Source organism: Clavibacter michiganensis subsp. insidiosus (assembly GCF_002240565.1).
Taxonomy (GTDB): Bacteria; Actinomycetota; Actinomycetes; order Actinomycetales; family Microbacteriaceae; genus Clavibacter; species Clavibacter insidiosus.
On the sequence record NZ_MZMO01000001.1, the window covers coordinates 936,600 to 959,815 of the forward strand.

The window sequence follows — 23,216 nt, forward strand, 5'->3', positions numbered from 1 at the left end:
GTGACCGCCACCCTGCAGGGCGCCTCGGCGCCCGACTCCGCCTCCCCGTACCCGACGGGACGGCCGCCCGCCGTCACGCCGGCCAAGCGCGTGGTCGCGGCCCTCCGGTCGAAGCCGTCCGTCATCGCCAGCACCGCGTTCGTGGTGCTCGTGGTGATCCTCGCGGTGTTCGCGCCGCTCCTGTCCGGGATCACCGGCTGGGGTCCCACGGCCTTCGACGCGACGGCCGTGGACCCCACCCTCGGCGGCCTCCCCATCGGCCCGTTCGGCGGCGTCAGCGCCTCGCACTGGTTCGGCGTGGAGCCGCAGAACGGGCGCGACATCTTCGCCCGCATCGCGTACGGCGCCCGGGTGTCCCTGCTCATCGCGGTCTCCGCCACGGTCGTCACCACGGCGATCGGCGTGGTCGCGGGCATGGTCGCCGGCTACTTCGGCGGGATCGTCGACCAGGTCGTGTCCCGGGTCATGGACTTCCTCATGGCCTTCCCGGCGCTGATCTTCATGATCGCCATCCTCTCGGCGCTGCCCGCGGGCAACCGGCCGGCGCTGCTCGTCCTCACGCTCAGCGTCTTCGGCTGGCCGTACACGGCGCGCATCGTGCGCGGCCAGACCATGACGATCCGCACGCGCGACTTCGTGGAGGCGGCCCGGGCGTCCGGCGCCTCCTCCATGGGCGTGATCTTCCGGGAGGTGCTGCCGAACCTGCGCGGAACCGTCATCGTGCTGGCCACGCTCGCGGTGCCGACCTACATCGGCACCGAGGCGAGCCTGTCCTTCCTCGGGGTGGGCGTGCTGCCGCCGACGCCGTCGTGGGGTCAGATGATCGCCGACTCGGTGAACTGGTACACGGTCGACCCCGCGTACTTCGTCGTCCCCGGCTCGTTCCTCTTCCTCACGGTGCTGGCGTTCACGGTCTTCGGCGACCACCTCCGCACCGCGCTCGAGCAGGGGGAGGCGGCATGATCGGCTATCTCCTCCGCCGCGCCGGATCCGCGCTGATCGTGCTCGCGCTCATCAGCCTGTTCACGTACATGATCTTCTTCCTGCTCCAGCCGGACCCCGCCGTCACCATCTGCGGCAAGACCTGCACGCCGGACAAGATCGACTCCATCCGCCAGCTCCTCGGCCTCGACCGGCCGTTCTGGGCGCAGTATGGCGACTTCGTGACGGGCATCTTCACGGGCCGCACCTACGGGGACGGCCCGACCGCGATCCAGTGCTCCGCGCCCTGCCTGGGCTTCAGCTTCCAGACGCAGCAGTCCGTGCTCGACCTGATGCTGTCCCGCCTCCCCGTGAGCATCACCATCGCGGTCGGCGCGGCGGTCCTCTGGGTCGTGTTCGGCGTCGCCGGCGGCCTCGTCAGCGCCATCCGGCAGGGCAGCGTGTGGGACCGGACCGCGATGGCGGCGGCGCTCACCGGGATCAGCGTGCCGATCACCTTCGCGGCGCTGCTCCTGCAGTACGTGCTCGTCGTGCAGCTGCAGGTGCTGCCGTTCCCGGAGTCCGTCGCGTTCTCCGACGACCCCGTCATGTGGTTCGACTCGTACCTCATGCCGTGGATGGTGCTCGCCCTCGGCTACGCGGCGATCTACGCGCGCATCGTCCGGGCCAACGTGATCGACACCCTGCAGGAGGACTACCTGCGGACCGCGCGGGCCAAGGGCCTGTCGTCGTCGCTCGTGATCCGCCGCCACGCCCTCCGGCCGTCGCTCACGCCCGTCGTGACGCTGTTCGGCATGGACTTCGCCGGGCTGCTCGGAGGGGCTGTGATCGCCGAGAAGATCTTCGGCCTCAACGGCGTCGGCAAGCTCGCGGCCGACTCCATCGCCAAGAACGACCAGCCCGTCATCATGGGCGTCACGCTCCTCGCCGCGGCCTTCGTGGTCGTCGGGAACGTGGTCGTCGACGTGCTGTACACCGTGCTCGACCCCCGAGTGAGGATCACCTCGTGACCGCCACCGCACCGCACCTGCCGCCCGCCCGCGCCGTCCCCGGGACGCCGCTGCTCGAGGTCGACCACCTCACCATCGCGTTCCCCACCTCCCGGGGGCCGGTGGAGGTGGTGAAGGACCTCTCCTTCCGCGTGGAGCCGGACAGCACCCTCGGCATCGTGGGGGAGTCGGGCTCCGGCAAGTCGATGACCTCGCTCGCCGTGATGGGCCTCGTGCCGCGCGGCGGGAAGGTCACCGGATCCATCAAGCTGGCGGGCGAGGAGCTCGTCGGCCGGAGCGACAAGGAGCTGCGGGCCATGCGCGGCGACCGCATGGCGATGGTCTTCCAGGATCCGCTCTCCTCGCTCAACCCCTACTACACGGTGGGGCTGCAGATCGAGGAGGCCTACCGGTCGCATCGCCCCGGATCCCGGAGGGCCGTGCGGTCGACCGTGGTCGCGGCGCTCGACCGGGTCGGGATCAAGGAGGCCGCGACGCGCGTCGACCACTACCCGCACCAGTTCTCGGGCGGCATGCGCCAGCGCATCATGATCGCGATGGCGCTGTGCCTCGAGCCCGAGCTGCTCATCGCCGACGAGCCGACCACCGCGCTCGACGTGACGGTGCAGGCGCAGATCCTCGACCTCATGCGCTCCATCCGCGCGGAGACGGGGATGGGGATGCTCGTCATCACCCACGACCTCGCCGTCGTGTCCTCCCTCGCCGACGAGGTGCTCGTCATGCAGGGCGGGCACCGCGTCGAGAGCGGCACCACCGAGCGCGTGTTCACCGCGCCGGAGGATCCGTACACGCACGCCCTGCTCGAGGCGGTCCCCCGCATCGACGCCGCCTACGACCGCCTGACGACGGGATCCGCCTCATGAGCCGCCGCGACGCCTCCGCGCCCGCATCCGCCTCGACCGCGCCCGCCGCGGCGACGCCCGAGCCGTTCCTCTCCGCGCGCGACCTCACGAAGGAGTACGTGACGCGCGGCGGTCGCGGGCTCCGACCGCCTGTGCGCCGCTTCCTCGCGGTCGACGGCGTGAGCCTCGACGTGCCGACCGGGCAGACCCTCTCGATCGTGGGGGAGTCCGGATCCGGCAAGTCGACGACCGCGCGCATCATCGCGCACCTGCTCGACCCGACCTCCGGCACGTTCGCGCTGAAGGGCGAGGACGTGACGCACGCGACGGGCGCGGCCCTCCGCGAGTTCCGGCGGCAGGTGCAGGTGGTGTTCCAGGATCCGGCGTCGTCGCTCAACCCGCGGCACACGGTGGAGCAGATCATCAGCGCGCCCCTGCGGTACCAGGGCATCACGACGCCGGGCGGGCACGGCCAGCTCGTCCGCGACCTGCTCGACCGGGTGGGCCTGAACCCCGACCACGCGCAGCGCTACCCGGCGCAGTTCTCGGGCGGGCAGTGCCAGCGCATCGGGATCGCGCGGGCGCTCGCCGTGAGCCCGGGCCTCATCGTGTGCGACGAGGCGGTGTCCGCGCTCGACGTGACGGTGCAGGCGCGCGTGATCGCGCTGCTCCGCGACCTCCAGCGCGAGCGCGGGCTCAGCTACGTGTTCATCGCGCACGACCTCGCCGTCGTGCGGCAGCTCTCCGACCGGGTCGCCGTGATGAGCTCGGGCAGGGTCGTGGAGGAGGGCACGCGCGACGACGTGTTCGAGCGGCCGCAGCACCCGTACACGCGGTCGCTGCTCGACGCCGTGCCGCGCATCGACCCCGAGTGGGATCGCAAGCGGCAGGCCGCGCGCGCCGCGGCCGGGCTCGACACCACGGCCATCGAGACGGCGGGCGGGTCGGCCGCGTGATCGTCGGATCCGCGACGATCCCCGGCGTCCACGTCACCGAGCACGAGATCGAGGTCCCGCTCGACTGGGCCGCAGCCCGCGACGGCGAGCCCACCGCCGCCATCACGGTCTTCGCCCGCGAGCTCGTCGCGCCCGACCGCCGCGGCGACGACCTGCCCGCGCTCCTCTACCTCCAGGGCGGCCCGGGCGGGAGGTCGCCGCGCGTGCTGGACGACGGCGGCTGGATCGGCCACGCCCTCCGCACCCACCGCGTCGTGCTCCTCGACCAGCGCGGCACCGGTCGGAGCACGCCCGTCACGGCGCGCACCATGATCCGGTTCGGTGACGACCACGCATCCGCCGCCCGGCACCTCGCGCTGTTCCGCGCCGACTCGATCGTGCAGGACGCCGAGGCGCTCCGGCAGCACCTCGAGGGCGGGCGCCGCTGGTCGACGCTCGGCCAGAGCTACGGCGGCTTCCTCACGCTCACGTACCTGTCGCGCGCGCCCGAGGCGCTGTCGGCCTGCTACGTGACGGGCGGGCTCGCCTCGCTCGACCCCGACGCCGAGGAGGTCTACCGCCGGACCTACCCGCGCACGGTCCGGAAGAACGCCGGCTTCCACGCGCGCTACCCGGCCGACGTGGGGATCCTGTCCCGCCTCGCGGACCGGCTCCAGGTCGGCGACGTGACGCTGCCCGACGGCGACGTGCTCACCGTCCGGCGCCTGCAGACCATCGGCATCGACCTCGGCATGGGGCCGGGGCGCGAGCGGATCCACGCCCTCCTCGACGAGGCGCTCGACGACCGCGGCGAGCCCACCGACGTGCTGCTCGCCGAGGCGCTGCGCCTCACCTCCTACGCCGCGAACCCGCTGTTCGCGGCGATGCAGGAGAGCATCTACGCGTCGGGCACGAGGCCCGCGACCGCGTGGGCCGCCGAGCGGGAGCGCGGCCGGCACCCGGCGTTCGCGCCGACCGCCCGGCCGCTGCTGCTCACCGGCGAGATGATGTACCCCTGGATGTTCGAGGAGATCCGGCTGCTGCGCCCGTTCCGCGGCGCGGTCGAGGTCATGGCCCGCCGGGACGACTGGCCGGAGCTCTACGACCCGGCCCGCCTCGCCGCCAACGAGGTGCCCGTGGCCGCCGCGATCTACCACGACGACATGTACGTGGACGCGGGCCTGCAGCAGGACACGGTCGCGCGCGTGGGCAACGTCCGCGCGTGGATCACGAACGAGCACGAGCACGACGGCCTCGGAGCGCCCGGCGTGCTCGGACGGCTGATGGACACGATCGCCCGCGATGGAGGAGGCCTGCCCCGATGACCGACACGAGCCACGACACGACGCCCCGCACGACCCCCGCGTCCGTCACCCCCGAGGAGCGCCGCCCGCCGCGCCTCGCGGAGGTGCCCGCGTTCCGCGACCTCATGGCGCGCGGCTGGATCACGCCCGACCGCACGCCGACCACCGTGCCCGGCGCGGTCGAGGCGGCGGCCGCGCACCGCGCCCGCCTGAGCGCCGCGATGCCCGGAGCCACCCTCGTCGTCGTGAGCGGCTCCGCGCCCACGCGCAACGACGACTGCCGCTACGCGTTCCGCGCCGACAGCGACTTCGTGTGGCTGACCGGCGTGCAGATCGAGGGCGCCGTGCTCGTGATGCACGCGGTGCCGGGCGGCCACGACGCCGTGCTGCACGTGCCCGCGCCCGCCCACCCCGGGGATCCGCGCTTCTTCTCCGACGCCGACCACGGCGAGCTCTGGGTCGGCCCCGCGCCCGCGCACGCCGACTGGCAGCGCGTGCTCGGGATCCCCGTGCGCGACCCAAGCCGCGTGGCGCCCGACCTCTCCGGCGTCCGCGACGTGCGCCGCGCGGGGGCCGTCACCGGCGTGCCGTCGGCGCTCGCCGACGTGCCGCGCGACCCCGCGGTCGTGGCGACGCTCGGCGAGCTGCGCGTGATCAAGGACGCGTGGGAGATCGAGGAGCTGCGCCGCGCGGTCGACGACACCGTCGAGGGCTTCGCGGAGGTCGTGCGGGAGATCCCGCGGGCTCGGGCCCAGGGCGGCGAGCGCTGGCTGCAGGGCACGTTCGACCGGCACGCGCGCACGGTCGGCACCGGCCCGGGCTACGCCACCATCGTGGGCGGCGGCGGGCACGCGACGACGCTGCACTGGGTGCGGTGCGACGGGCCGATCCGCGACGGCGAGCTCGTGCTGCTCGACATGGGCGTGGAGGCGCGCAGCCTCTACACGGCCGACGTCACCCGCACGATCCCCGTCGACGGCACGTTCACGCCCGAGCAGCGGCTCGTGCACGACATCGTGGAGCGCAGCCACCGCGCGGGCCTCGAGGCCGTCGCGCCCGGTCGGCCGCTCGTCGACTTCCACCACGCGTCCATGGAGGTCATCGCCCAGGGCCTGCACGACATGGGGCTCCTGCCGGTCTCCGTCGACGAGGCGCTCTCGCCCGCCGGGCAGCACCACCGGCGCTGGCTCGTCTGCGGGATCGGGCACCACCTCGGGCTCGACGTGCACGACTGCTCGGGCGCCGGCCTCGCCGGCTACGACCGCGCGGTCGAGGCGGGCATGGTGCTGACGGTCGAGCCCGGCCTGTACTTCCCGCCGGACGACGGGATGGTGCCGCCCGAGCTCCGCGGCATCGGCGTGCGGATCGAAGACGATATCGTGGTGACGCAGACGGGGTCCGATGTCATCTCGGACGCGCTGCCGATCGACGCCCGGGGCCTGGAGTCCTGGATGCGGGCGCAGCGATCCCCGTCCTGACCCGAGGAGGAGGATCCGCGTGAGCCTCTCCGCACTGCGTCCCGCACCGCCCCGCGCGAGCCTGCGCGAGCACGTGCACCAGGCCCTGTCCGCGGCGATCGTCTCCGGCGAGCTGGAGCCGGGAACGCTCATCACGGTGCCCACGCTCGCCGTGCGCTTCGACGTCTCGGCCACGCCCGTCCGCGAGGCGGTGCTCGAGCTCGAGAAGCGCGGCTTCGTGGAGACGGTCCGCAACAAGGGCTTCCGCGTGACCGCGGTGAGCGACGAGGAGCTGGGGCACCTGGTGCAGGTGCGCCAGCTGCTCGAGGCGCCGGCCATGGAGCGGCTCGCGGGCAGGCTGCCCGACGGCGCGCTCCCGGGCCTCGAGGCGCTCGCCGACCGCATCGAGCAGGGCGCGCGCGAGGGGGACCTCCGCGCGTACCTCGAGGCCGACCAGGAGCTGCACCTCTCCCTCACGCGCATGCTCGGCAACCCCGTTCTCACGGCCGCCATCGCCGACCTCCGCTCGCGCACGCGCCTCGTCGGCCTCGCGTCCATGAAGGAGAGCAGCCTCCTCGACGCCTCGGCGGCCGAGCACCACGAGCTGCTGCGGGCGTTGGTCGCCGGCGACGGCCCCGGGGCGTACGCGCTGATGGTGCGCCACATCCGGCACGCGTCGGGGTGGTGGGCCGGGCGCGGCGAGGACGAGGGCACGGGCGTCGCGGATCCCGAGCACGCGGAACCCGTCGCCTGATCCGTCCGCGAGGGCCGGGCTTTTCCTCTCGCACGATGTGTGACATATTACTGTCACCGCTGACCGCCATCCCGCCTCCCCGAGGCGCATCCACCCGTGAGAGCAGGGACACCATGACGCGTCACGTGGTCGTCGTCGGCGGGGGGATCGTCGGCGCGGCGTGCGCCCGCGCGCTCGCCCGGGCCGGGATCCGCGTCACGGTCGTCGAGCGCGCCGCCGTCGCGTCGGGCACGAGCGCGCAGGGCGAGGGCAACATCCTCGTCTCCGACAAGGGACCGGGCGCGGAGCTCGAGCTCGCGCAGCTGGCCGCCCGCCGCTGGCCCGAGGTCGCCGCCGAGCTCGCGGACGAGCTGGGCGACGCGCTCCCGTCCATCGAGTACGAGCCCAAGGGCGGGCTCGTCGTCACGACCACCGACGAGGGCGCGGATCCGCTCCTCGCCTTCGCGGCCGGCCAGCGCTCCGCGGGCGTCGACGCGATCCCCGTGGACGTGCGCCGCGCGCTCGAGCTGGAGCCGTGGCTGAACCCCGCGATCACCGCGGCCGTGCACTACCCCGAGGACGCGCAGGTCCAGCCCGCGATCGCGACCGAGGCGCTCGCCGCGTCGGCCCGGCGCGCGGGCGCGGTCGTGCGCACGGGCGTCGAGGTGACCGGCCCGATCCTCGACGCGGACGGCGCCCTCCGCGGCGTGCGCACGACCGTGGGCGACATCGCCGCCGACGACGTGCTGGTCGCCGCCGGCCCCTGGTCGGGCGAGGTGGCGCGCGCCCTCGGAGTCGAGCTGCCCGTGCTGCCGCGGCGCGGGGTCGTGCTCGTCACGACGCGCATGCCGCACCGCATCCGGCACAAGGTCTACGACGGCGACTACGTGGGCGCGGTCGGATCGGGCGACGGCGCGCTGCAGACCTCGGGCGTCGTGGAGTCGACGCCGTCGGGGACCGTGCTCATCGGATCCAGCCGCGAGCGCGTGGGCTTCGACGCGTCGCTGCGCGTCGCCGTGCTGGAGGAGCTCGCCGCGAAGGCCGTGCGGCTCTTCCCTTTCCTCGTGGACGCGAACGCGATGCGCTCCTACGGCGGCTTCCGCCCGTACCTGCCCGACCACCTGCCCGTCGTCGGGCCGGATCCGCGGCTGCCGGGCCTCTGGCACGCGAGCGGGCACGAGGGCGCCGGCATCGGGCTGTCGATCGCGACGGCCGACCTGATCACCGCGCAGATGACGGGCGAGGCGACCCCGCTCGACGTGCGGCCCTTCTCCGTCGCGCGCGCCTCGCTCGGGCTCGCGATGCCGACCGACGTCGCCGGGGTGCGCGCATGACGCCGCGGCGCGTGGATCCGGCGCGCGACCCCATCCGCCCGGAGCCGGCCGCGGCCGTGCGCTTCACCGTGGACGGGGATCCCGTCGAGGGCGTGCGCGGCCAGACCATCGCGGGCGCGCTGCTCGCCTCCGGCACCCTCGCCTGGCGCACGACCGCGAGCGCGGGGCGGCCGCGCGGCGTCTTCTGCGGGATCGGCGTGTGCTTCGACTGCACCGTCACCGTCAACGGGCTGCCGGACGTGCGCGCCTGCCAGCGCCGCGTGATCGACGGCGACGTGGTCGAGACCGGGCCGGGCGCGACCGTGCCCGACGCGCGCGCGGGGGAGGCGTCGTGAGCGGCGCGGACGACCGGCGGCACGTCGTCGTCATCGGCGCGGGACCCGCGGGACTCGCGGCCGCGGTCGCCGCCCGTGGCCGCGGGGCGCGGGTCACGCTGCTCGACGCGTCCGACGAGCTCGGCGGCCAGTACTGGCGGCACCTGCCGGAGTCGCGGCCGGCGGCGCGCGAGCGGATCCTGCACCACGGCTGGGACGCGTTCACCGCGCTCCGCTCCCGGCTCGCGGCCGACGATGGCTGCGCGATCGTCACGGGCGCGCAGGTGTGGGCCATCGAGCGGCCGGCGCCGGACGCCGATGCGGCGCCCGCGCCCGCGCCCGGGCAGCCGGTCGCGGTCGTCCACGTGCTCGTCGGCCAGGTCGACGGATCCCGCCGCGAGCCCCTGACGCTCCGGCCGGACGCGCTCGTGCTCGCGACCGGCGCGCACGACCGCACGCTGCCCTTCCCCGGCTGGGACCTGCCGGGCGTCTTCACCGCGGGCGCCGCGCAGGCCCTCGCGAAGGGCGAGCGGGTCGCGATCGGCGACCGCGTGGTCGTCGCGGGCGCCGGCCCGTTCCTCCTGCCCGTCGCGGTGTCGCTCGTGCAGGCGGGGGCGCGCGTGGTCGGGATCCACGAGGCCGCGCGCGTGCCGGGGCTCGCCCGCGGCTGGCTGCGGCGTCCGGCGGGCCTCGCCCGCGCGCCGCACAAGGCCGCCGAGCTCGCCGGCTACGTCTCCGTGCTGGCGCGCGAGCGCATCGGCTACGCGACCGGCAGCGCCGTCGTCGCCGCGCACGGCACCGACCGCGTCGAGGCCGTCACCGTGCAGCGCCTCGACGCGTCGTGGGCGCCGATCCCCGGCACCGAGCGGCGGATCGCCGTGGACGCCGTGTGCGTCGGCCACGGGTTCACGCCCCGGCTCGAGCTGCCCATCGCCGCGGGCTGCCGCATCGGATCCGACCGCTTCGTCGAGGTCGACGCGTCGCAGGGCGCCGGGCCCGCGGGCGTGTACGCGGCGGGCGAGATCACCGGCATCGGGGGAGTGGACCAGGCCCTCGCGGAGGGCGAGGTCGCCGGGCACTGCGCCGCCGGCGGATCCCCGTCCGACGCCGTCGTCGCGCCCGCCGTCCGCCGCCGGGCCGTCGCGCACGACGTGGCCGGCCGCATCGAGGCCGCGCACGGGATCCGCCCCGGCTGGACCGGCTGGCTCCGCGACGACACGCTGGCCTGCCGCTGCGAGGAGGTGCCCGTCGGGCGTCTGCGCGCGACCGCCCGCGCCGCGTCGTCCACCGACCTCCGCTCCATGAAGCTCGCGACGCGCGCCGGCCTCGGCATCTGCCAGGGCCGCGTCTGCGGGCGGACCGTCGAGCAGCTGCTCGCGGCGGAGGCGCCGGCGTGCGGGGGATCCGCCGCCGCGGTCGCTCCGGCCGCGCCCGGCCCCGGATCCGACCGCCGCCCCATCGCCTCGCCCGTGCGCCTCGGCGAGCTCGCCGCCGCCTACGAGCGCCTGGACGCCGGACCCCCGTCCCTCGCGGCGGCCGCGCCCGGCGCCGACGACCCGCGCGAGCACGCGCCCCCGACCACCCCCGCATCCCTGAGCACCACCGACCGGAAGGACACGCCATGACCGCACCCGCCCTGGACCTCGGAGGCGTCGTCGTCGCCACCACGCTGCCGTTCCGCGAGGACGCGTCGGCCCCCGCCGGCCTCGCCGTCGACTACGACGCGTACGCCCGGCACTGCGACTGGCTCATGTCGAACGGCTGCCGCGGCGTCGGCCCGAACGGATCGCTCGGCGAGTACTCCTCGCTCACCGACGAGGAGCGCCGCAAGGTCGTGCAGGTCGCCGTCGAGACCGTCGGCGACCGCGGGATCGTCGTCGCGGGCGTGCACGGCGTCGGCTGGCACCAGGCGAGGAAGTGGGCCGAGATCGCGGCCGAGGACGGCGCCGACGGCGTGCTGCTGCTCCCGCCCACCATCTACCGGGCGAGCGACGACGAGGTCGTCGAGCACTACGCGCGCGTCGACGAGGTGGGCCTGCCGATCATGGCCTACAACAACCCGTTCGACACCAAGGTCGACCTCACGCCGCAGCTCCTCCAGCGCCTCGACGCGCTCGAGAACGTCGTGGCGATCAAGGAATTCTCGGGCGACATCCGGCGCGTGACGGAGATCCAGGACCTCACGGGCCTCGACGTCATCGCGGGCGCCGACGACCTGCTGCTCGAGTCGCTCATCATGGGCGCCGTCGGCTGGTTCGCGGGCTACCCGAACGCGTTCCCGCGCGAGGCCGTCGAGCTCTACGGGCTCGCGACGAGCGGCCGCATCGACGAGGCGAAGGAGCTGTACCGCCACCTCGTCCCCGTCTTCCGCTGGGACTCGCGCACCGAGTTCGTCCAGGCCATCAAGCTCTCGATCGACGTGGCCGGCGAGAGCACGGGCGGCCCCACGCGTCCGCCGCGTGCGCCGCTGCCCGCCGCCGTCGCCGCCGAGGTCACGCGCGACACGCGCCGCGCGCTCGACCACCTCGCGGGACGATGATCGAGGGATGAGGTCCTCCCGCGTCTTCCACGCCGTCGACTCGCACACGGAGGGCATGCCGACCCGCGTCGTCACGAGCGGGTTCGGGGTGATCCCCGGCGCGACCATGAACGAGCGCCGCCTGCACCTCATCGCGCACCTCGACCACCTGCGGCTCCTGCTCATGACGGAGCCGCGCGGGCACGCGGCGATGAGCGGCGCGATCCTGCAGCCGCCGACTCGGGACGACTGCGACTGGGGCGTCCTCTACATCGAGGTGTCCGGCTGCTTGCCCATGTGCGGCCACGGCACCATCGGCGTCGCGACCGTGCTGGTGGAGACCGGGCTCGTCGAGGTGCAGGAGCCGGTCACGACGATCCGGCTCGACACCCCGGCCGGGCTCGTGATCGCCCGGGTCGCCGTGGAGGACGGGCGGGCCGCGTCCGTCACGATCGAGAACGTGCCGTCCTACGTGGAGCGGCTCGACGCCTCCATCGGCGTTCCGGGCTACGGCACCGTCCCCTACAGCCTCGCGTTCGGCGGCAACTTCTACGCGGTCGTGGAGCTCGACGCGCTGGGGCTGCCGTTCGACCGGGAGCGGCAGCAGGAGATCCTCCAGGCCGGGCTCACGATCATGGGCGCGATCAACGGGCAGGACGCGCCCTCGCACCCCGAGATCTCCGGCGTCGACCACTGCCACCACGTGGAGTTCCTGGCCCCCGGATCGGACGCCCGGCTCTCGCGGCACGCCATGGCGATCCACCCCGGCTGGTTCGACCGCTCGCCGTGCGGCACCGGCACGTCCGCGCGCATGGCCGAGCTGTGGGCGCGCGGCGAGCTCGCGGTGGGCGACGAGTTCGTCAACGAGTCGTTCATCGGCAGCCGCTTCACGGGCCGGATCCTGCGCGAGACCACCGTCGCCGGCTGGCCCGCCATCGTCCCCGCCATCACCGGGCGCGCGTGGATCACCGGCATGGGACAGTACCTGCTGGATCCCACCGACCCGTTCCCGAGCGGCTTCCGGTTCTGAACCGCGAGCCCCCACCGAGGAGAGACATGACCCCGCACGAGACCGATCCGACCCCCGACCAGCCCGTGGACCCCGCCGTCGCCCGGACCGTCGACGCCGTCGCCGCGCGCGCCGCCGAGGCCGCCGCCCCGCTCGCGGCCCTCGCCCCGGCGGCCCGCGCCCGCGCGCTCGACGCCGTCGCCGACGCGCTCGAGGCGATCCGCCCCGAGCTGCTGCCCGTCGCCGAGCGGGAGACCGCGCTCGCGCCCGGCCGCCTCGCCGGCGAGCTGACGCGCACGACCGTGCAGCTACGGATCCTCGCGGCAGCAGTGCGCGACGGCCGCTACCTCGACGCGCGCATCGACCACGCGGACCCCGACGCGGCGCCCGCCCCGCGCCCCGACATCCGCCGGTACCTCGTGCCCGTCGGCCCGGTCCTCAACTTCGCGGCGTCGAACTTCCCGTTCGCGTTCTCCGTCGCGGGCGGCGACACGGCGTCGGCGCTCGCGGTGGGCTGCCCCGTGGTCGTCAAGGCGCACCCGGGGCACCCCGAGCTGTCGCGTCGCGTCGCGGCGGCCGCGTCCGCCGCGCTCGTCGAGGCGGGTCTCCCCGAGGGCACGCTGCAGCTCGTCGAGGGCGAGGAGGCGGGGCTCGCCATGCTGCGCGATCCGCGGATCCGCGCCGCCACCTTCACGGGGTCGCTCCGCGCCGGACGCTTCCTCGCCGACGTCGCCGCCGCCCGCCCCGACCCGATCCCGTTCTTCGGCGAGCTCGGCAGCGTCAACCCCGTCGTCATCACCGAGCGCGCCGTCGCCGAGCGCGGGGAGGACATCGCCGCGGCCCTCGTGGCGAGCGCCGCCGGATCCGCCGGGCAGCTCTGCACGGCGCCCGGCATCGTGCTGATCCCCGCGGGCCACGGCCTCGACGCCGTCCTCGCGGAGGAGGCCGGCGCCGTCGCGCCGCACGGCATGCTCAACTCCCGCATCGCGGAGGGCTACGCGGGCGGCCGGGCCGCGGCCATCGCGGTCGACGGCGTGCGGCTCGTCGCGGAGGGCCGCGCGCCCGCGGGCGACGACGGATCCGTGACCCCCACCATCGCCGCCGTCGCGCTCGCCGCCTTCGAGGCCGCGGAGGACGTGCTGCGCCACGAGGTGTTCGGCCCGTTCGCGCTCCTCGTCGAGTACCCCGCGGGCACGGACCTCGCCGCCCTCGCGGCGCGCACCTTCACGGGCGAGCTGACCGCGAGCGTCCACCTCGGCGCCGAGGAGGCCGACGCGGCCGCTGCCGAGCTGATCCGCGTGCTCGCCGCGCGCGCCGGCCGCGTGCTCGTCGACGCCTGGCCCACGGGCGTCTCCGTCACCGACGCGCAGCAGCACGGCGGACCCTGGCCCGCCACCACGCTCGACCGCGGCACGAGCGTCGGCACCGCGTCGCTCGACCGGCTGCTCCGCGGCGTCGCGTTCCAGGGCGTTCCCGACGCGCTGCTGCCCGAGCCGCTGCGCACCGCGAACCCGTGGGGCGTGCCGCAGCGGGTGAGCGCCCGCGGCGCCCGCGCCTGACGCGCGCCACCGCCAGCGGGTCGCCCGGGTCGCCCGGGACGCCCGGGCGGCCCGCCGCCGGGCCCGCCGCTGAGGGTTCCCACAACCCGCGACCGCCCACCGCGGGAGCACGTTGGAGGCCCGCGACGTGATTTTCGGCAGGTGGAGGATCCGTGCATAGCGTGGCCGATGCCGGCAGGGACGCCGGTGCAGGCGACGGCACGGAGGATCCATGGTCGACACGGCGGCACGAGGACGCACCACCCGCGGCACGAGGGGACGAGGCCCCGCCGCGGGTCCGCAGAGCGGAGGCGCGACCGCGGAGGGCTCTGCCCCCGAGGGCGCGCTCCGCGAGGCGGGTGTCCCGGTCGCGGGGGATGTCGACGCCGAGGTCGCGCGCGACCTCGACCGCACCGACGGCACGGCGGACACGGGGGCCGGTCCGGGGGTCGACGTGGAGGCGCTCGGGAGCCTCCTCCTCGGCCGCTGGGCCGACGTCCGCCGCTCGTCCCGCGCGCTGACGAGCCGCCCGGAGCTGCATCGCATCGAGGGGCTCGACATGCACCAGCACCGGGCGCGCGTGCGCGAGCAGCTCGAGATCCTCGTCGAGCACGGCGGCGTGCACCGCGCCTACCCGGTGTCCGTGGGCGGGCTCGAGGACCACGGCGGCAACATCGCGGGCTTTGAGGAGCTCGTGGCCGCGGATCCGTCGCTCCAGATCAAGGCCGGCGTGCAGTGGGGCCTGTTCGGCTCCGCGGTGATGCACCTCGGCACCGAGCGCCACCACCGCGAGCTGCTGCCGGGCATCATGACGCTCGCGACGCCCGGCGCGTTCGCGATGACCGAGACCGGCCACGGATCCGACGTCGCGAGCATCGGCACGACGGCGACCTACGACCCCGAGACGGGCGAGTTCGACCTGCACACCCCGTTCCGCGCGGCGTGGAAGGACTACCTCGGCAACGCCGCGGTCGACGGGCGCGCCGCGACGGTGTTCGCGCAGCTCGTGACCCAGGGCGTCAACCACGGCGTGCACTGCTTCTTCGTGCCGCTCCGCGACGAGACCGGCGCGTTCCTGCCCGGCGTCGGCGGCGAGGACGACGGACTCAAGGGCGGCCTCAACGGGATCGACAACGGCCGCCTCCACTTCGACCACGTGCGCGTGCCGCGCGCGAACCTCCTCAACCGCTACGGCGACGTCGCCGAGGACGGCACCTACGCGTCGGAGATCTCGAGCCCCGGCCGCCGCTTCTTCACCATGCTCGGCACGCTCGTGCAGGGCCGCGTCTCGCTCGACGGCGCCGCCACCAGCGCCGCCAAGATCGCGCTGCAGATCGCGATCACCTACGGCAACCAGCGCCGCCAGTTCGTCGCGGGCGGCACCGACGAGGAGGTGCTGCTCGACTACCAGCGGCACCAGCGTCGGCTGATCCCGCGGATCGCCACCACCTACGCCGCGTCCTTCGCGCACGAGAAGCTGCTCGGCCAGTTCGACGCGGTGTTCTCCGGCGCGTCGGACACCGACGAGGACCGCCAGGACCTCGAGACGCTCGCCGCGGCCCTCAAGCCGCTCAGCACCTGGCACGCGCTCGACACCATCCAGGAGGCGCGCGAGGCGTGCGGCGGCCAGGGCTTCCTCGCCGAGAACCGGCTCGTCGGGCTCCGCGCCGACCTCGACGTCTACGCGACCTTCGAGGGCGACAACACCGTCCTCCTGCAGCTCGTCGCCAAGCGCCTGCTCACCGACGTGAACACGCGCTTCGCGAAGGCCGACTTCGGGGTGCTCGCGCGCTACGCCGTGGAGCAGGCCGCGGATCGCACGCTGCACTCGACCGGATTGCGCACGCTCGGGCAGGCGCTGGCGGACCGCGGATCCACCGCCCGCTCCGTGGGCCAGCTGCGCGAGCCGGACACCCAGCGCGCGCTCCTGACCGGCCGCGTGGAGACGATGGTCGGCGAGATCGCGACCGCGCTCCGCGCCACCCGGAAGATGCCGCCGGCCGAGGCGGCGGCGCTCTTCAACCGGCACCAGCACGCGCTCATCGAGGCGGCCCGCGCGCACGCGCAGCTGCTGCAGTGGGAGGCGTTCACCGAGGCGCTCGATCCCGCATCCGAGACGGGCCGGGCGATGGACGACGGCACGCGCCGCATCCTCACCTGGACCCGCGACCTGTTCGGCCTCCGCCTCATCGAGGAGGACCTGGCCTGGTTCCTGATCCGCGGCCGCCTCAGCGCGCCGCGCGCCCGTGCCGTGACGGCCTACATCGACCGGCTCGTCGCCCGCCTGCGCCCGCAGGCGCAGGACCTCGTGGACGCGTTCGGCTACACGGCGGGGCACGTCCGCGCGCCCGTCGCCTCCGGCGAGGAGCGGGACCGCCAGGACGAGGCGCGCGCCTACCGCGACGCCCGGATCGCCGACGGCTCCGCGCCGCGCATGGAGAAGAGCGAGAAGAAGAAGGGGTAGCGCCGGGCGCGCCTAGCCGTGCAGCGCCGTGTCCGCCGGGCCGGTGCGCCACGACGCGAAGCGGGCCGTGAAGCCCGCGCGGGTGGGCGCGCAGCAGAAGGGGCCGGCGGTGACGGCGGCGTCGGGATCCAACGGCGCGACGCGCACGAGCCGCCAGGGCTCGTCGTCGACCCGGGCGCGCACCGTGAGGGCGTCGCCGGAGCGGCTCGCGCGGATCGTGACGTGCCTGCCCGACCAGCCCGGCACCGGGGCGAGCGACCAGTCGGAGACGCCGCGCGTGACGACCGCGCCGAGGCCGTCCTCGCCGTCGCTGCGCTCGACGCCCGCCGTGATCCACGTCTCCGCGTCTACTCGCACGAAGACCCCGGCCTGGTCGAACTGCTCGCGGAGGTCGAGCGTGAACGCGACCTCGACCGCCGTGCCCTGCGGCAGCGGCGCGACGAGGGCGTGCTCCGTGTCGTGCACGAAGCCGTAGGAGGTGATCCGCCAGGCGTCGCTGCCCTCGCGGGCGAGCACGTCCATGCCGTCGTCGTGGATCCGCACGGCCGCAGGCGGGGTGGTCCAGGTGCCGTCGGCCCACGGGACGTCGACGAGGGCGGGGTCGGATGCGGCGGAGTCGCTCATGGGACGACCGTACGCGGCGGGCGGACGTCAGACCGCGAGGAGCAGCCGGACGGCGGCGGACACCTCCGCCATGAGGTAGCCCGGGAGGCGGCCGACGGGGTAGGGATCGATGAACTCGCGACTGACCGGTCCGATCTGGGGGACCACGGACACGGCGTCCCTGCCCAGACCCGACGCCGCTGCCGGGATGAACACGTTCCCCGGGAAGGCCTGGAGTCGCACCTGCGAGGTGAACGGGATGAGCACGATCGTGGCGACTCCGCTCTCGTTGAGCCAGTCATCCTGGATGACGAGGGACGGCCGGATCTTCGCGGGCTCCGATCCTCGCGGAGCGCCGAAGTCGACCCACACGACATCCCCTCGCGCGATCACCACTCCGTACCGGTCCGCGCGATGCGCTCCGACTCGCGCAGTAAGGCCTCGCCCGCGGTGGGCTGCCCGACCTCGGCGATGGCCGCGTCCGCGAGGCGCGTCAGCTCGGCCTTCCCCGCCCCCTCCAGCTCGTCGGCGAGCTTCTGCCCCGCGACGCGGTAGAACTCGGAACGGGTCATCCCGTGGCGCTTGGCGACGCGATCGAATCTCTCGAAGTCGGCGTCCGGGACGGAGATGGCGGTCTTCATGGACGGGAGTATAACCGGTCATACCGCTGCCGCGCGGTGTCCTGCCCAACCCGTCCGGAGCGGGTCGTCCCCGTCAGTCGGCGACGGGCTGCGGGTCGCCCATGAACGGCATGATCGCCTCGGCCCAGTGGGCGTGCATCACGCGGTAGGAGAAGCGGTCGCGGACGTGCAGGCGCGTGCCGGAGATGTCGGGGTAGGGCGCGTGGATCACGCCGTGCTCCGGGTCGTCGAGCAGGGCCGTCGCCCGGTTCAGCCGGGAGACCTGGGCCTGCAGCAGCTTCCGGGCGACCATCGGGATCGGCTGGAAGCGGTCCATCGGCGGGATGCCCGTGACGACGATGCGGCAGCCGTCGCCCGCCTGCGCGCGGAGGGTCGCGACGATGCGGGTCAGGCGGTCGGTCCACTCCTCGACCGACGTCGCGACGAGCACGTCGGGGATGCCGAGCGCGACCACCGCGAGGTCGAGGGGCGCCGCCGCGCGGTCGGCGATGGCGGCGGCGGCCTTGCGCGCCGTCATGTCGTAGGACGCGATCCTCTCCCACTCCATCCCGCGGCCCGTCACCGCCGTGCGCCGGGCGGCGACCTGCGCGGGCATCGCCATCCCGGCGAGGAGGACGCCGTACCCGGCCACGCCGATGTCGCCGACGAACAGGACGCGCTCGGGATCCGGGCCCGGGACGGCCGAGGCGTCGTCGTGCTGCGGGAAGATCCCCGCCTCCATCTCGCGCATGTAGAGGAGGAGGTGCAGGCGCAGCGTGGGCCGCGCCACGGCGGCCACGGCGCCCTGGGCCAGGGGCACCAGCGGCCGCAGCACCGCGCGGGGGACGGTCCCCGGCGACGGTCGCCTCAGGGGCAGGGAGGGCAATGGGTCCTCGTCTCCGGGTGGGGATGCGGTCGGCTCCCTGGAAGGCTACGCGGCGGAGGCCGGTGCACCGACCCCCGTCCGGGGGCGGGTCGACCTCGGGCGCCCGTAGGCTCGTCGCATGCAGAGCCTCTTCCCCGAGATCGACCCGCACGACACCGGCATGCTCGACGTGGGGGACGGGCAGCTCCTCCACTGGGAGGTCTCGGGGAACCTGGACGGGATCCCGGTCGTCTTCCTGCACGGCGGGCCCGGCGGCGGCACGAGCCCGACCCACCGGCGCCTGTTCGACCCGGCCCGCTACCGCATCGTGCTCGTCGACCAGCGCGGCTGCGGCCGGAGCACGCCGCACGTCTCCGACCCGTCGGCGGACCTCTCCGTCAACACGACCTGGCACCTCGTGGCCGACCTCGAGCGGCTGCGTGCGCACCTGGGGGTCGAGCGCTGGCTGGTGTTCGGCGGATCCTGGGGCTCGACCCTCGCGCTGGCCTACGCGGAGACGCACCCGTCGCGGGTGACGGGCCTCATCCTCCGCGGCATCTTCACGCTGCGCGCGACCGAGCTCGACTGGTTCTACGAGGGGCCAGCCGGCATGGTCCACCCCGACGGCTGGGAGGCGTTCACGGCACCCGTCCCCGGGGTGGAGCGCGGCGGGATCATCGCGGCGTACGCGGATCTCCTCGCGGATCCCGACCCCGCGGTGCACGGGCCGGCCGCGGTCGCGTGGAGCACGTGGGAGGCGTCGGGCATCACGCTGCTGCCGAAGCCCGAGGTGGTCGCCCTGTTCGCCGAGCCGACCTACGCGCTCGCGTTCGCCCGAATCGAGAACCACTACTTCATGCACGGCGGCTGGATGGAGGACGGCCAGCTGATCCGCGACGCGCACCTCATCCGCGACATCCCCACGGAGATCGTGCAGGGCCGCTACGACATGTGCACCCCGGCCGTCACCGCGTGGGACCTCCACCGGGCGCTGCCCGAGGCGCGCTTCACGATGGTGCCGGACGCCGGGCACGCGTTCGACGAGCCGGGGATCCTCGACGCGCTGATCGAGGCGACGGAGCGCGCGGCGGACCGGCTGACGGCCTAGCCGGCCGGGGCCCCAGCGGCAGCGCGGTCTAGCGGCCGACCAGCGCGGCGGATCCGTGGACGGCCGGCTGCGCGAGCGTCGCCGCGGGGGCCGCGGCGGGCGCGCCGACGCCGCTCAGGATGTCGAGCGCGCGCCGCAGCCGGGTGCTGGAGGTGTGCATCGTGTACGGGAAGTACACGACCTCCACGCCGACGGCCGCGAACTCGGCCTCCAGGCGCTCGCCCTTCGGGGTGCCGCGCCAGTCGTCGCCCTTGAAGAAGACGTCGAAGCCGACGTCGCGCCACGTGTCGAGCTTGTCCGGCAGCGTCTCCGCGCGGGCCTGGTCGACGTAGCTGATGTGGCTCACGATCTCGAGGCGCTCGGCGAGCGGCACCACGGGCGTGATGCCCTTGTTGCGCTCGAGCATCTCGTCGGAGACGACGCCCGCGATGAGGAAGTCGCACCGGCTCTTGGCGTGCTTGAGGATGTTGAGGTGTCCGACGTGGAAGAGGTCGAAGGCACCGGCGGCATAGCCGATTCGGGTCATGGCACACGTGTCTCGGGTCGTCCGCGTTCCGGGCGCGGGGGCGCGCGGAGGCGGGATCGGGTGCAGCCCGGTGCGGGTACGCCGGGCGGGGGCCCGCTGATCCGGCGACGCGGGTACGTCGGCCGCCCTGGGTGGGGGCGACGGGGAAGCGGGGGACCTCCCGCGATCTTACGGGCGACCCGGCTCGCCGCGGAAGCGGGATACCCGAACGGGGGGGCATCCCGCTGGATACGGGGGCGCACGACCGCCCCGCGGGCCATGACCTCCTTTCGGGGGGCACAACAGGCTGTTGCTGGGTTACGGTCAACGAACCCCACCTGTCTGTTGGGTTTTCATCAGCCTGTCTGACGGACCGATCCGAGCGAGGACCCGCCCGCATGCGCCACCGCACCCCACCCACCCGATCAATCCCCACCCGAACCGCCGAGCACGCCGCATCCGCCCCCGCATCCCGTCCCCGCGCCGCCCGCCACCTGGTCGCCCTCGCGGTCGTCGTCGGCCTCGCCGTCCCGGCCGTGCTGGTCGTCCCCGAGTCCGCGCAGGCGGCGACGGGTCAGGACCTCACCGCGGGCACCCCCGTCTTCTCCGACTCCTTCACCCGCAGCGCGACCGGGGGATGGGGCGCCGCCGGCACCGCGGCGTACTCCTACGACGGCGTCTCGGCGTTCCGCGCCAACGGCGCGCAGGGCGTCATCGACCTCACCCGGGCCGGCACCGCCGCGTCCGCCGCCGTGCCCGTGGCGGCCCCGGTCGACAGCGAGGCCACCGTCCGCGTGCTGATCCCCCGCGTCCCCGCGCAGGGCAACGGCGTCTACGCCGGGCTCCAGCAGCGCGTCACGGGCTCCTCGTACTACCAGTCGAGCGTGCGGGTCGACAGCGCCGGCGACGCGCGGCTGTCGGTCGTGCGCGTCAACGGATCCACCGCGTCGCAGACCACCGTCGTCGGCGACACGGTCGTGGCCCGGGGCATCGCGCCCGGCCGCCTGGTGAACGTGCAGTCGCGCGTCTCGGGGACGACCGCGGTCGCCATCGACGCCCGCGCGTGGCTGGACGGCCAGTCCGTCCCCGGCTGGCAGGCCGCCGCCGTCGACTCGAGCGCCTCCCGTCTCCCCTCGGGCACGGGCACGCGCCTGTGGTCGTACCTCTCGAAGTCCTCCGGGCCGCAGTCCGTGGCCTTCGACGACGTGGCCATCCGGCCGCTGACCGCGCCGGCCGCGGCACCCGCGCCGACGCCGACCCCGACCCCGACGCCCACCGCGCCGGCCCCCGGGACGGGATCCGGCTCGGGCACCGGCTCGTCCGACGCCGAGCAGGGCGTCTCCCTCGGCGACGCGCGCACGGGCCCCGGCTCCGCGCCCGTCGGATCCTCCTCCTACGGCGTGCCCTCCGACGCGGTCTTCGTCGCGCCGACCGGCTCGAACGGCGGATCCGGCTCGAAGTCGTCGCCGTACGCCACCATCCAGAAGGCCGTCGATGCCGCTCCCGCCGGGCGCACGGTCGTCGTCCGCGCCGGCTCGTACCACGAGTCGGTGGTGATGCCGCAGGGCAAGGCCCTCACGCTGCAGTCGTACCCGGGCGAGAAGGTGTGGCTCGACGGCAGCCGCCAGGCCTCCTCGTGGACGGCCTCCGGATCCGCCCGCTACGCGAGCGGCTGGACCGTCACGCTCGACGCGAGCCCCACCTACACGCGTGGCAAGCCCGACGGCACCGCGACCGGCTGGCAGTTCGTCAACCCCGCGTACCCGATGGCCGCGCACCCCGACCAGGTCTGGATCGGCCAGCAGGCGCAGAAGCAGGTCGGCTCGCGCGACAAGGTCGTCGCCGGCACGTTCTTCGTCGACACCGCGGCCGACCGCCTCTACCTCGGGTCCGACCCGGGCAGCCAGACGGTGCGCTCGAGCGACCTCGTGCAGGCGCTCAGCGTGCGCGGCGACGGCAGCACGGTGCGCGGCATCGGCATCCGCCGCTACGCGCCCTCGGTGCCGGACCTCGGCGCGGTCGTCGTGCAGGCCCGGAACGTCACGGTCGAGAACCTCGTGATCACCGACAACGCCACCACGGGCATCTCGATCACGGCGACGGGCGCGAAGGCGACCGCGCTCACCGTGGCCCGCAACGGCATGCTCGGGATGCACGCGAACTACGCCGACGGGCTGCGCGCCTCGCGCCTACTGGTGGCCGACAACAACACCGAGCGCTTCAACCGGGCGCCCGTGTCCGGCGGGTTCAAGATCACGCGCAGCCGCGACGTGGACGTGAAGGACAGCGCGATCCTCCGCAACGCCGGCAACGGCCTGTGGTTCGACGAGTCGGTCTACGACGCGAACGTCACGGGCAACGACCTGATGGACAACTCGGGATCGGGCGTCGCCTTCGAGCTCTCCGCGACCATCGCGATCGTCGACAACGTGGTGGCCCGCAACGGCGAGGAGGGCGTCTGGATCGACGACACCGGCCACGTCGACATCTGGAACAACACCTTCGTCGCCAACGACCGGAACATCGACATCTCGCAGGGCACGCGCCGCGCGTCGAACCTCGCGACGGCCGGCCACGACCCCCGCCAGAAGCTGCCGGACCCCACCGTGACGTGGGTGGTGACCGACGTCGACATCGCGAACAACGTGATGCAGGGATCCACCGGCAACGCCCTGCTGGCCGTCGAGGACCACTCGCACCAGCGCTCCGCCGGCCAGATGGGCATCACGACCTCCGGCAACGTCTACCAGCGCGACGCGGGGAACCGCCCCGGCTGGGCCGTGATCTGGTCCCGCGGCGCCGGCGACCCGGCCGTCTACGGATCCGTGCAGGCGTTCAGCGCCGCGACCGGGAACGACCGCACGTCGCTCGCGATCGACGGGCGCCCGGTCGTGGGATCCGGGTTCCGGCTCACCGACGAGGTGCGCCGCGTCGAGACGCAGGTGGCCATGCCGCTCATCGGCCAGGTGGCGGGCCTCCTCGGCTGGCTGACCGGCGCGCGCGAGCTCGGGGCCGACGTGGGCTGATCCCGCGCGCACGACAGGACGGGCCGATCCCCTCGGGGGTCGGCCCGTCTTCGCGTCCCCGGTGTCTCCGGGCGATCGGAGGCGCACCG

The 23,216-nt window shown here is 74.6% G+C and carries 21 protein-coding genes; 16 read left to right on the forward strand and 5 right to left on the reverse strand.

Translation table 11 applies throughout. From position 1 onward, the window contains the following. The 14 genes from B5P21_RS04795 to B5P21_RS04860 all read left to right on the forward strand — a co-directional run bounded on the left by B5P21_RS04795 (position 1) and on the right by B5P21_RS04860 (position 16,400). Positions 1 to 963, forward strand: coding sequence for an ABC transporter permease (locus B5P21_RS04795; protein ID WP_045529358.1), 963 nt, complete (start codon positions 1 to 3; stop codon positions 961 to 963). Then, on the forward strand, positions 960 to 1,952 hold the full coding sequence (locus B5P21_RS04800; RefSeq protein WP_045529356.1) for an ABC transporter permease: 993 nt from the start codon (positions 960 to 962) through the stop codon (positions 1,950 to 1,952). The genes B5P21_RS04795 and B5P21_RS04800 overlap by 4 nt, the downstream gene beginning before the upstream one ends. Further along, the gene (locus B5P21_RS04805; protein ID WP_052663233.1) at positions 1,949 to 2,815 is read left to right on the forward strand and encodes an ABC transporter ATP-binding protein; all 867 of its coding nucleotides are present in this window, start codon (positions 1,949 to 1,951) and stop codon (positions 2,813 to 2,815) included. The genes B5P21_RS04800 and B5P21_RS04805 overlap by 4 nt, the downstream gene beginning before the upstream one ends. Further along, complete coding sequence (locus tag B5P21_RS04810; RefSeq protein WP_045529354.1) at positions 2,812 to 3,750, forward strand: ATP-binding cassette domain-containing protein; 939 nt, start codon at positions 2,812 to 2,814, stop codon at positions 3,748 to 3,750. The genes B5P21_RS04805 and B5P21_RS04810 overlap by 4 nt, the downstream gene beginning before the upstream one ends. Then, on the forward strand, positions 3,747 to 5,054 hold the full coding sequence (locus B5P21_RS04815) for an alpha/beta fold hydrolase (RefSeq protein ID WP_045529352.1): 1,308 nt from the start codon (positions 3,747 to 3,749) through the stop codon (positions 5,052 to 5,054). Before B5P21_RS04810 ends, B5P21_RS04815 begins: the two co-directional genes overlap by 4 nt. Then, positions 5,051 to 6,511: an aminopeptidase P family protein gene (locus tag B5P21_RS04820; RefSeq protein ID WP_045529351.1), complete on the forward strand. Its 1,461-nt coding sequence runs from the start codon at positions 5,051 to 5,053 to the stop codon at positions 6,509 to 6,511. The genes B5P21_RS04815 and B5P21_RS04820 overlap by 4 nt, the downstream gene beginning before the upstream one ends. A 19-nt stretch (positions 6,512 to 6,530) precedes the next feature. Then, complete coding sequence (locus tag B5P21_RS04825) at positions 6,531 to 7,244, forward strand: GntR family transcriptional regulator (protein ID WP_045529349.1); 714 nt, start codon at positions 6,531 to 6,533, stop codon at positions 7,242 to 7,244. 113 nt (positions 7,245 to 7,357) lie between these two features. After that, a complete protein-coding gene (locus tag B5P21_RS04830; RefSeq protein ID WP_045529347.1) occupies positions 7,358 to 8,557 on the forward strand; it encodes an NAD(P)/FAD-dependent oxidoreductase in 1,200 nt (399 codons plus the stop codon). Then, a complete protein-coding gene (locus B5P21_RS04835) occupies positions 8,554 to 8,892 on the forward strand; it encodes a (2Fe-2S)-binding protein (RefSeq protein WP_045529346.1) in 339 nt (112 codons plus the stop codon). Before B5P21_RS04830 ends, B5P21_RS04835 begins: the two co-directional genes overlap by 4 nt. Then, positions 8,889 to 10,496: an NAD(P)/FAD-dependent oxidoreductase gene (locus tag B5P21_RS04840; RefSeq protein ID WP_094170842.1), complete on the forward strand. Its 1,608-nt coding sequence runs from the start codon at positions 8,889 to 8,891 to the stop codon at positions 10,494 to 10,496. The genes B5P21_RS04835 and B5P21_RS04840 overlap by 4 nt, the downstream gene beginning before the upstream one ends. Next, on the forward strand, positions 10,493 to 11,410 hold the full coding sequence (locus B5P21_RS04845) for a dihydrodipicolinate synthase family protein (RefSeq protein ID WP_045529342.1): 918 nt from the start codon (positions 10,493 to 10,495) through the stop codon (positions 11,408 to 11,410). The genes B5P21_RS04840 and B5P21_RS04845 overlap by 4 nt, the downstream gene beginning before the upstream one ends. Before the next feature lie 7 nt (positions 11,411 to 11,417). Beyond that, entirely contained in the window at positions 11,418 to 12,419 is a 1,002-nt protein-coding gene (locus B5P21_RS04850) for a proline racemase family protein (RefSeq protein WP_045529340.1), read from the forward strand. A 26-nt stretch (positions 12,420 to 12,445) separates the two neighbouring features. Continuing rightward, positions 12,446 to 13,957, forward strand: coding sequence for an aldehyde dehydrogenase family protein (locus B5P21_RS04855; RefSeq protein ID WP_045529338.1), 1,512 nt, complete (start codon positions 12,446 to 12,448; stop codon positions 13,955 to 13,957). 211 nt (positions 13,958 to 14,168) lie between these two features. Further along, a complete protein-coding gene (locus B5P21_RS04860) occupies positions 14,169 to 16,400 on the forward strand; it encodes an acyl-CoA dehydrogenase family protein (protein ID WP_045529335.1) in 2,232 nt (743 codons plus the stop codon). A gap of 12 nt (positions 16,401 to 16,412) precedes the next feature. Here B5P21_RS04860 and B5P21_RS04865 read toward each other — a convergent pair whose 3' ends face one another. The 4 genes from B5P21_RS04865 to B5P21_RS04880 form a co-directional block, all read right to left on the reverse strand. After that, positions 16,413 to 17,024: a DUF1349 domain-containing protein gene (locus B5P21_RS04865; protein WP_045529333.1), complete on the reverse strand. Its 612-nt coding sequence runs from the start codon at positions 17,022 to 17,024 to the stop codon at positions 16,413 to 16,415. A 27-nt stretch (positions 17,025 to 17,051) separates the two neighbouring features. Continuing rightward, the gene (locus tag B5P21_RS04870) at positions 17,052 to 17,375 is read right to left on the reverse strand and encodes a type II toxin-antitoxin system PemK/MazF family toxin (RefSeq protein ID WP_236688701.1); all 324 of its coding nucleotides are present in this window, start codon (positions 17,373 to 17,375) and stop codon (positions 17,052 to 17,054) included. 17 nt (positions 17,376 to 17,392) lie between these two features. Then, positions 17,393 to 17,644, reverse strand: a complete 252-nt coding sequence (locus tag B5P21_RS04875; protein WP_045529330.1) for a CopG family transcriptional regulator — start codon at positions 17,642 to 17,644, stop codon at positions 17,393 to 17,395. Positions 17,645 to 17,717: 73 nt separating this feature from the next. Then, positions 17,718 to 18,509: a GDSL-type esterase/lipase family protein gene (locus tag B5P21_RS04880; protein ID WP_045529329.1), complete on the reverse strand. Its 792-nt coding sequence runs from the start codon at positions 18,507 to 18,509 to the stop codon at positions 17,718 to 17,720. Between the two features lie 118 nt (positions 18,510 to 18,627). Here B5P21_RS04880 and pip point away from each other — a divergent pair, with 118 nt between their 5' ends. Next, complete coding sequence (pip, locus tag B5P21_RS04885) at positions 18,628 to 19,596, forward strand: prolyl aminopeptidase (RefSeq protein ID WP_045529327.1); 969 nt, start codon at positions 18,628 to 18,630, stop codon at positions 19,594 to 19,596. Positions 19,597 to 19,624: 28 nt separating this feature from the next. Here pip and B5P21_RS04890 read toward each other — a convergent pair whose 3' ends face one another. Beyond that, the gene (locus B5P21_RS04890; protein WP_045529325.1) at positions 19,625 to 20,122 is read right to left on the reverse strand and encodes an FAD synthase family protein; all 498 of its coding nucleotides are present in this window, start codon (positions 20,120 to 20,122) and stop codon (positions 19,625 to 19,627) included. Positions 20,123 to 20,499: 377 nt separating this feature from the next. Here B5P21_RS04890 and B5P21_RS04895 point away from each other — a divergent pair, with 377 nt between their 5' ends. Next, the gene (locus B5P21_RS04895) at positions 20,500 to 23,127 is read left to right on the forward strand and encodes a right-handed parallel beta-helix repeat-containing protein (protein WP_045529323.1); all 2,628 of its coding nucleotides are present in this window, start codon (positions 20,500 to 20,502) and stop codon (positions 23,125 to 23,127) included. Positions 23,128 to 23,216 lie beyond the last annotated feature (89 nt).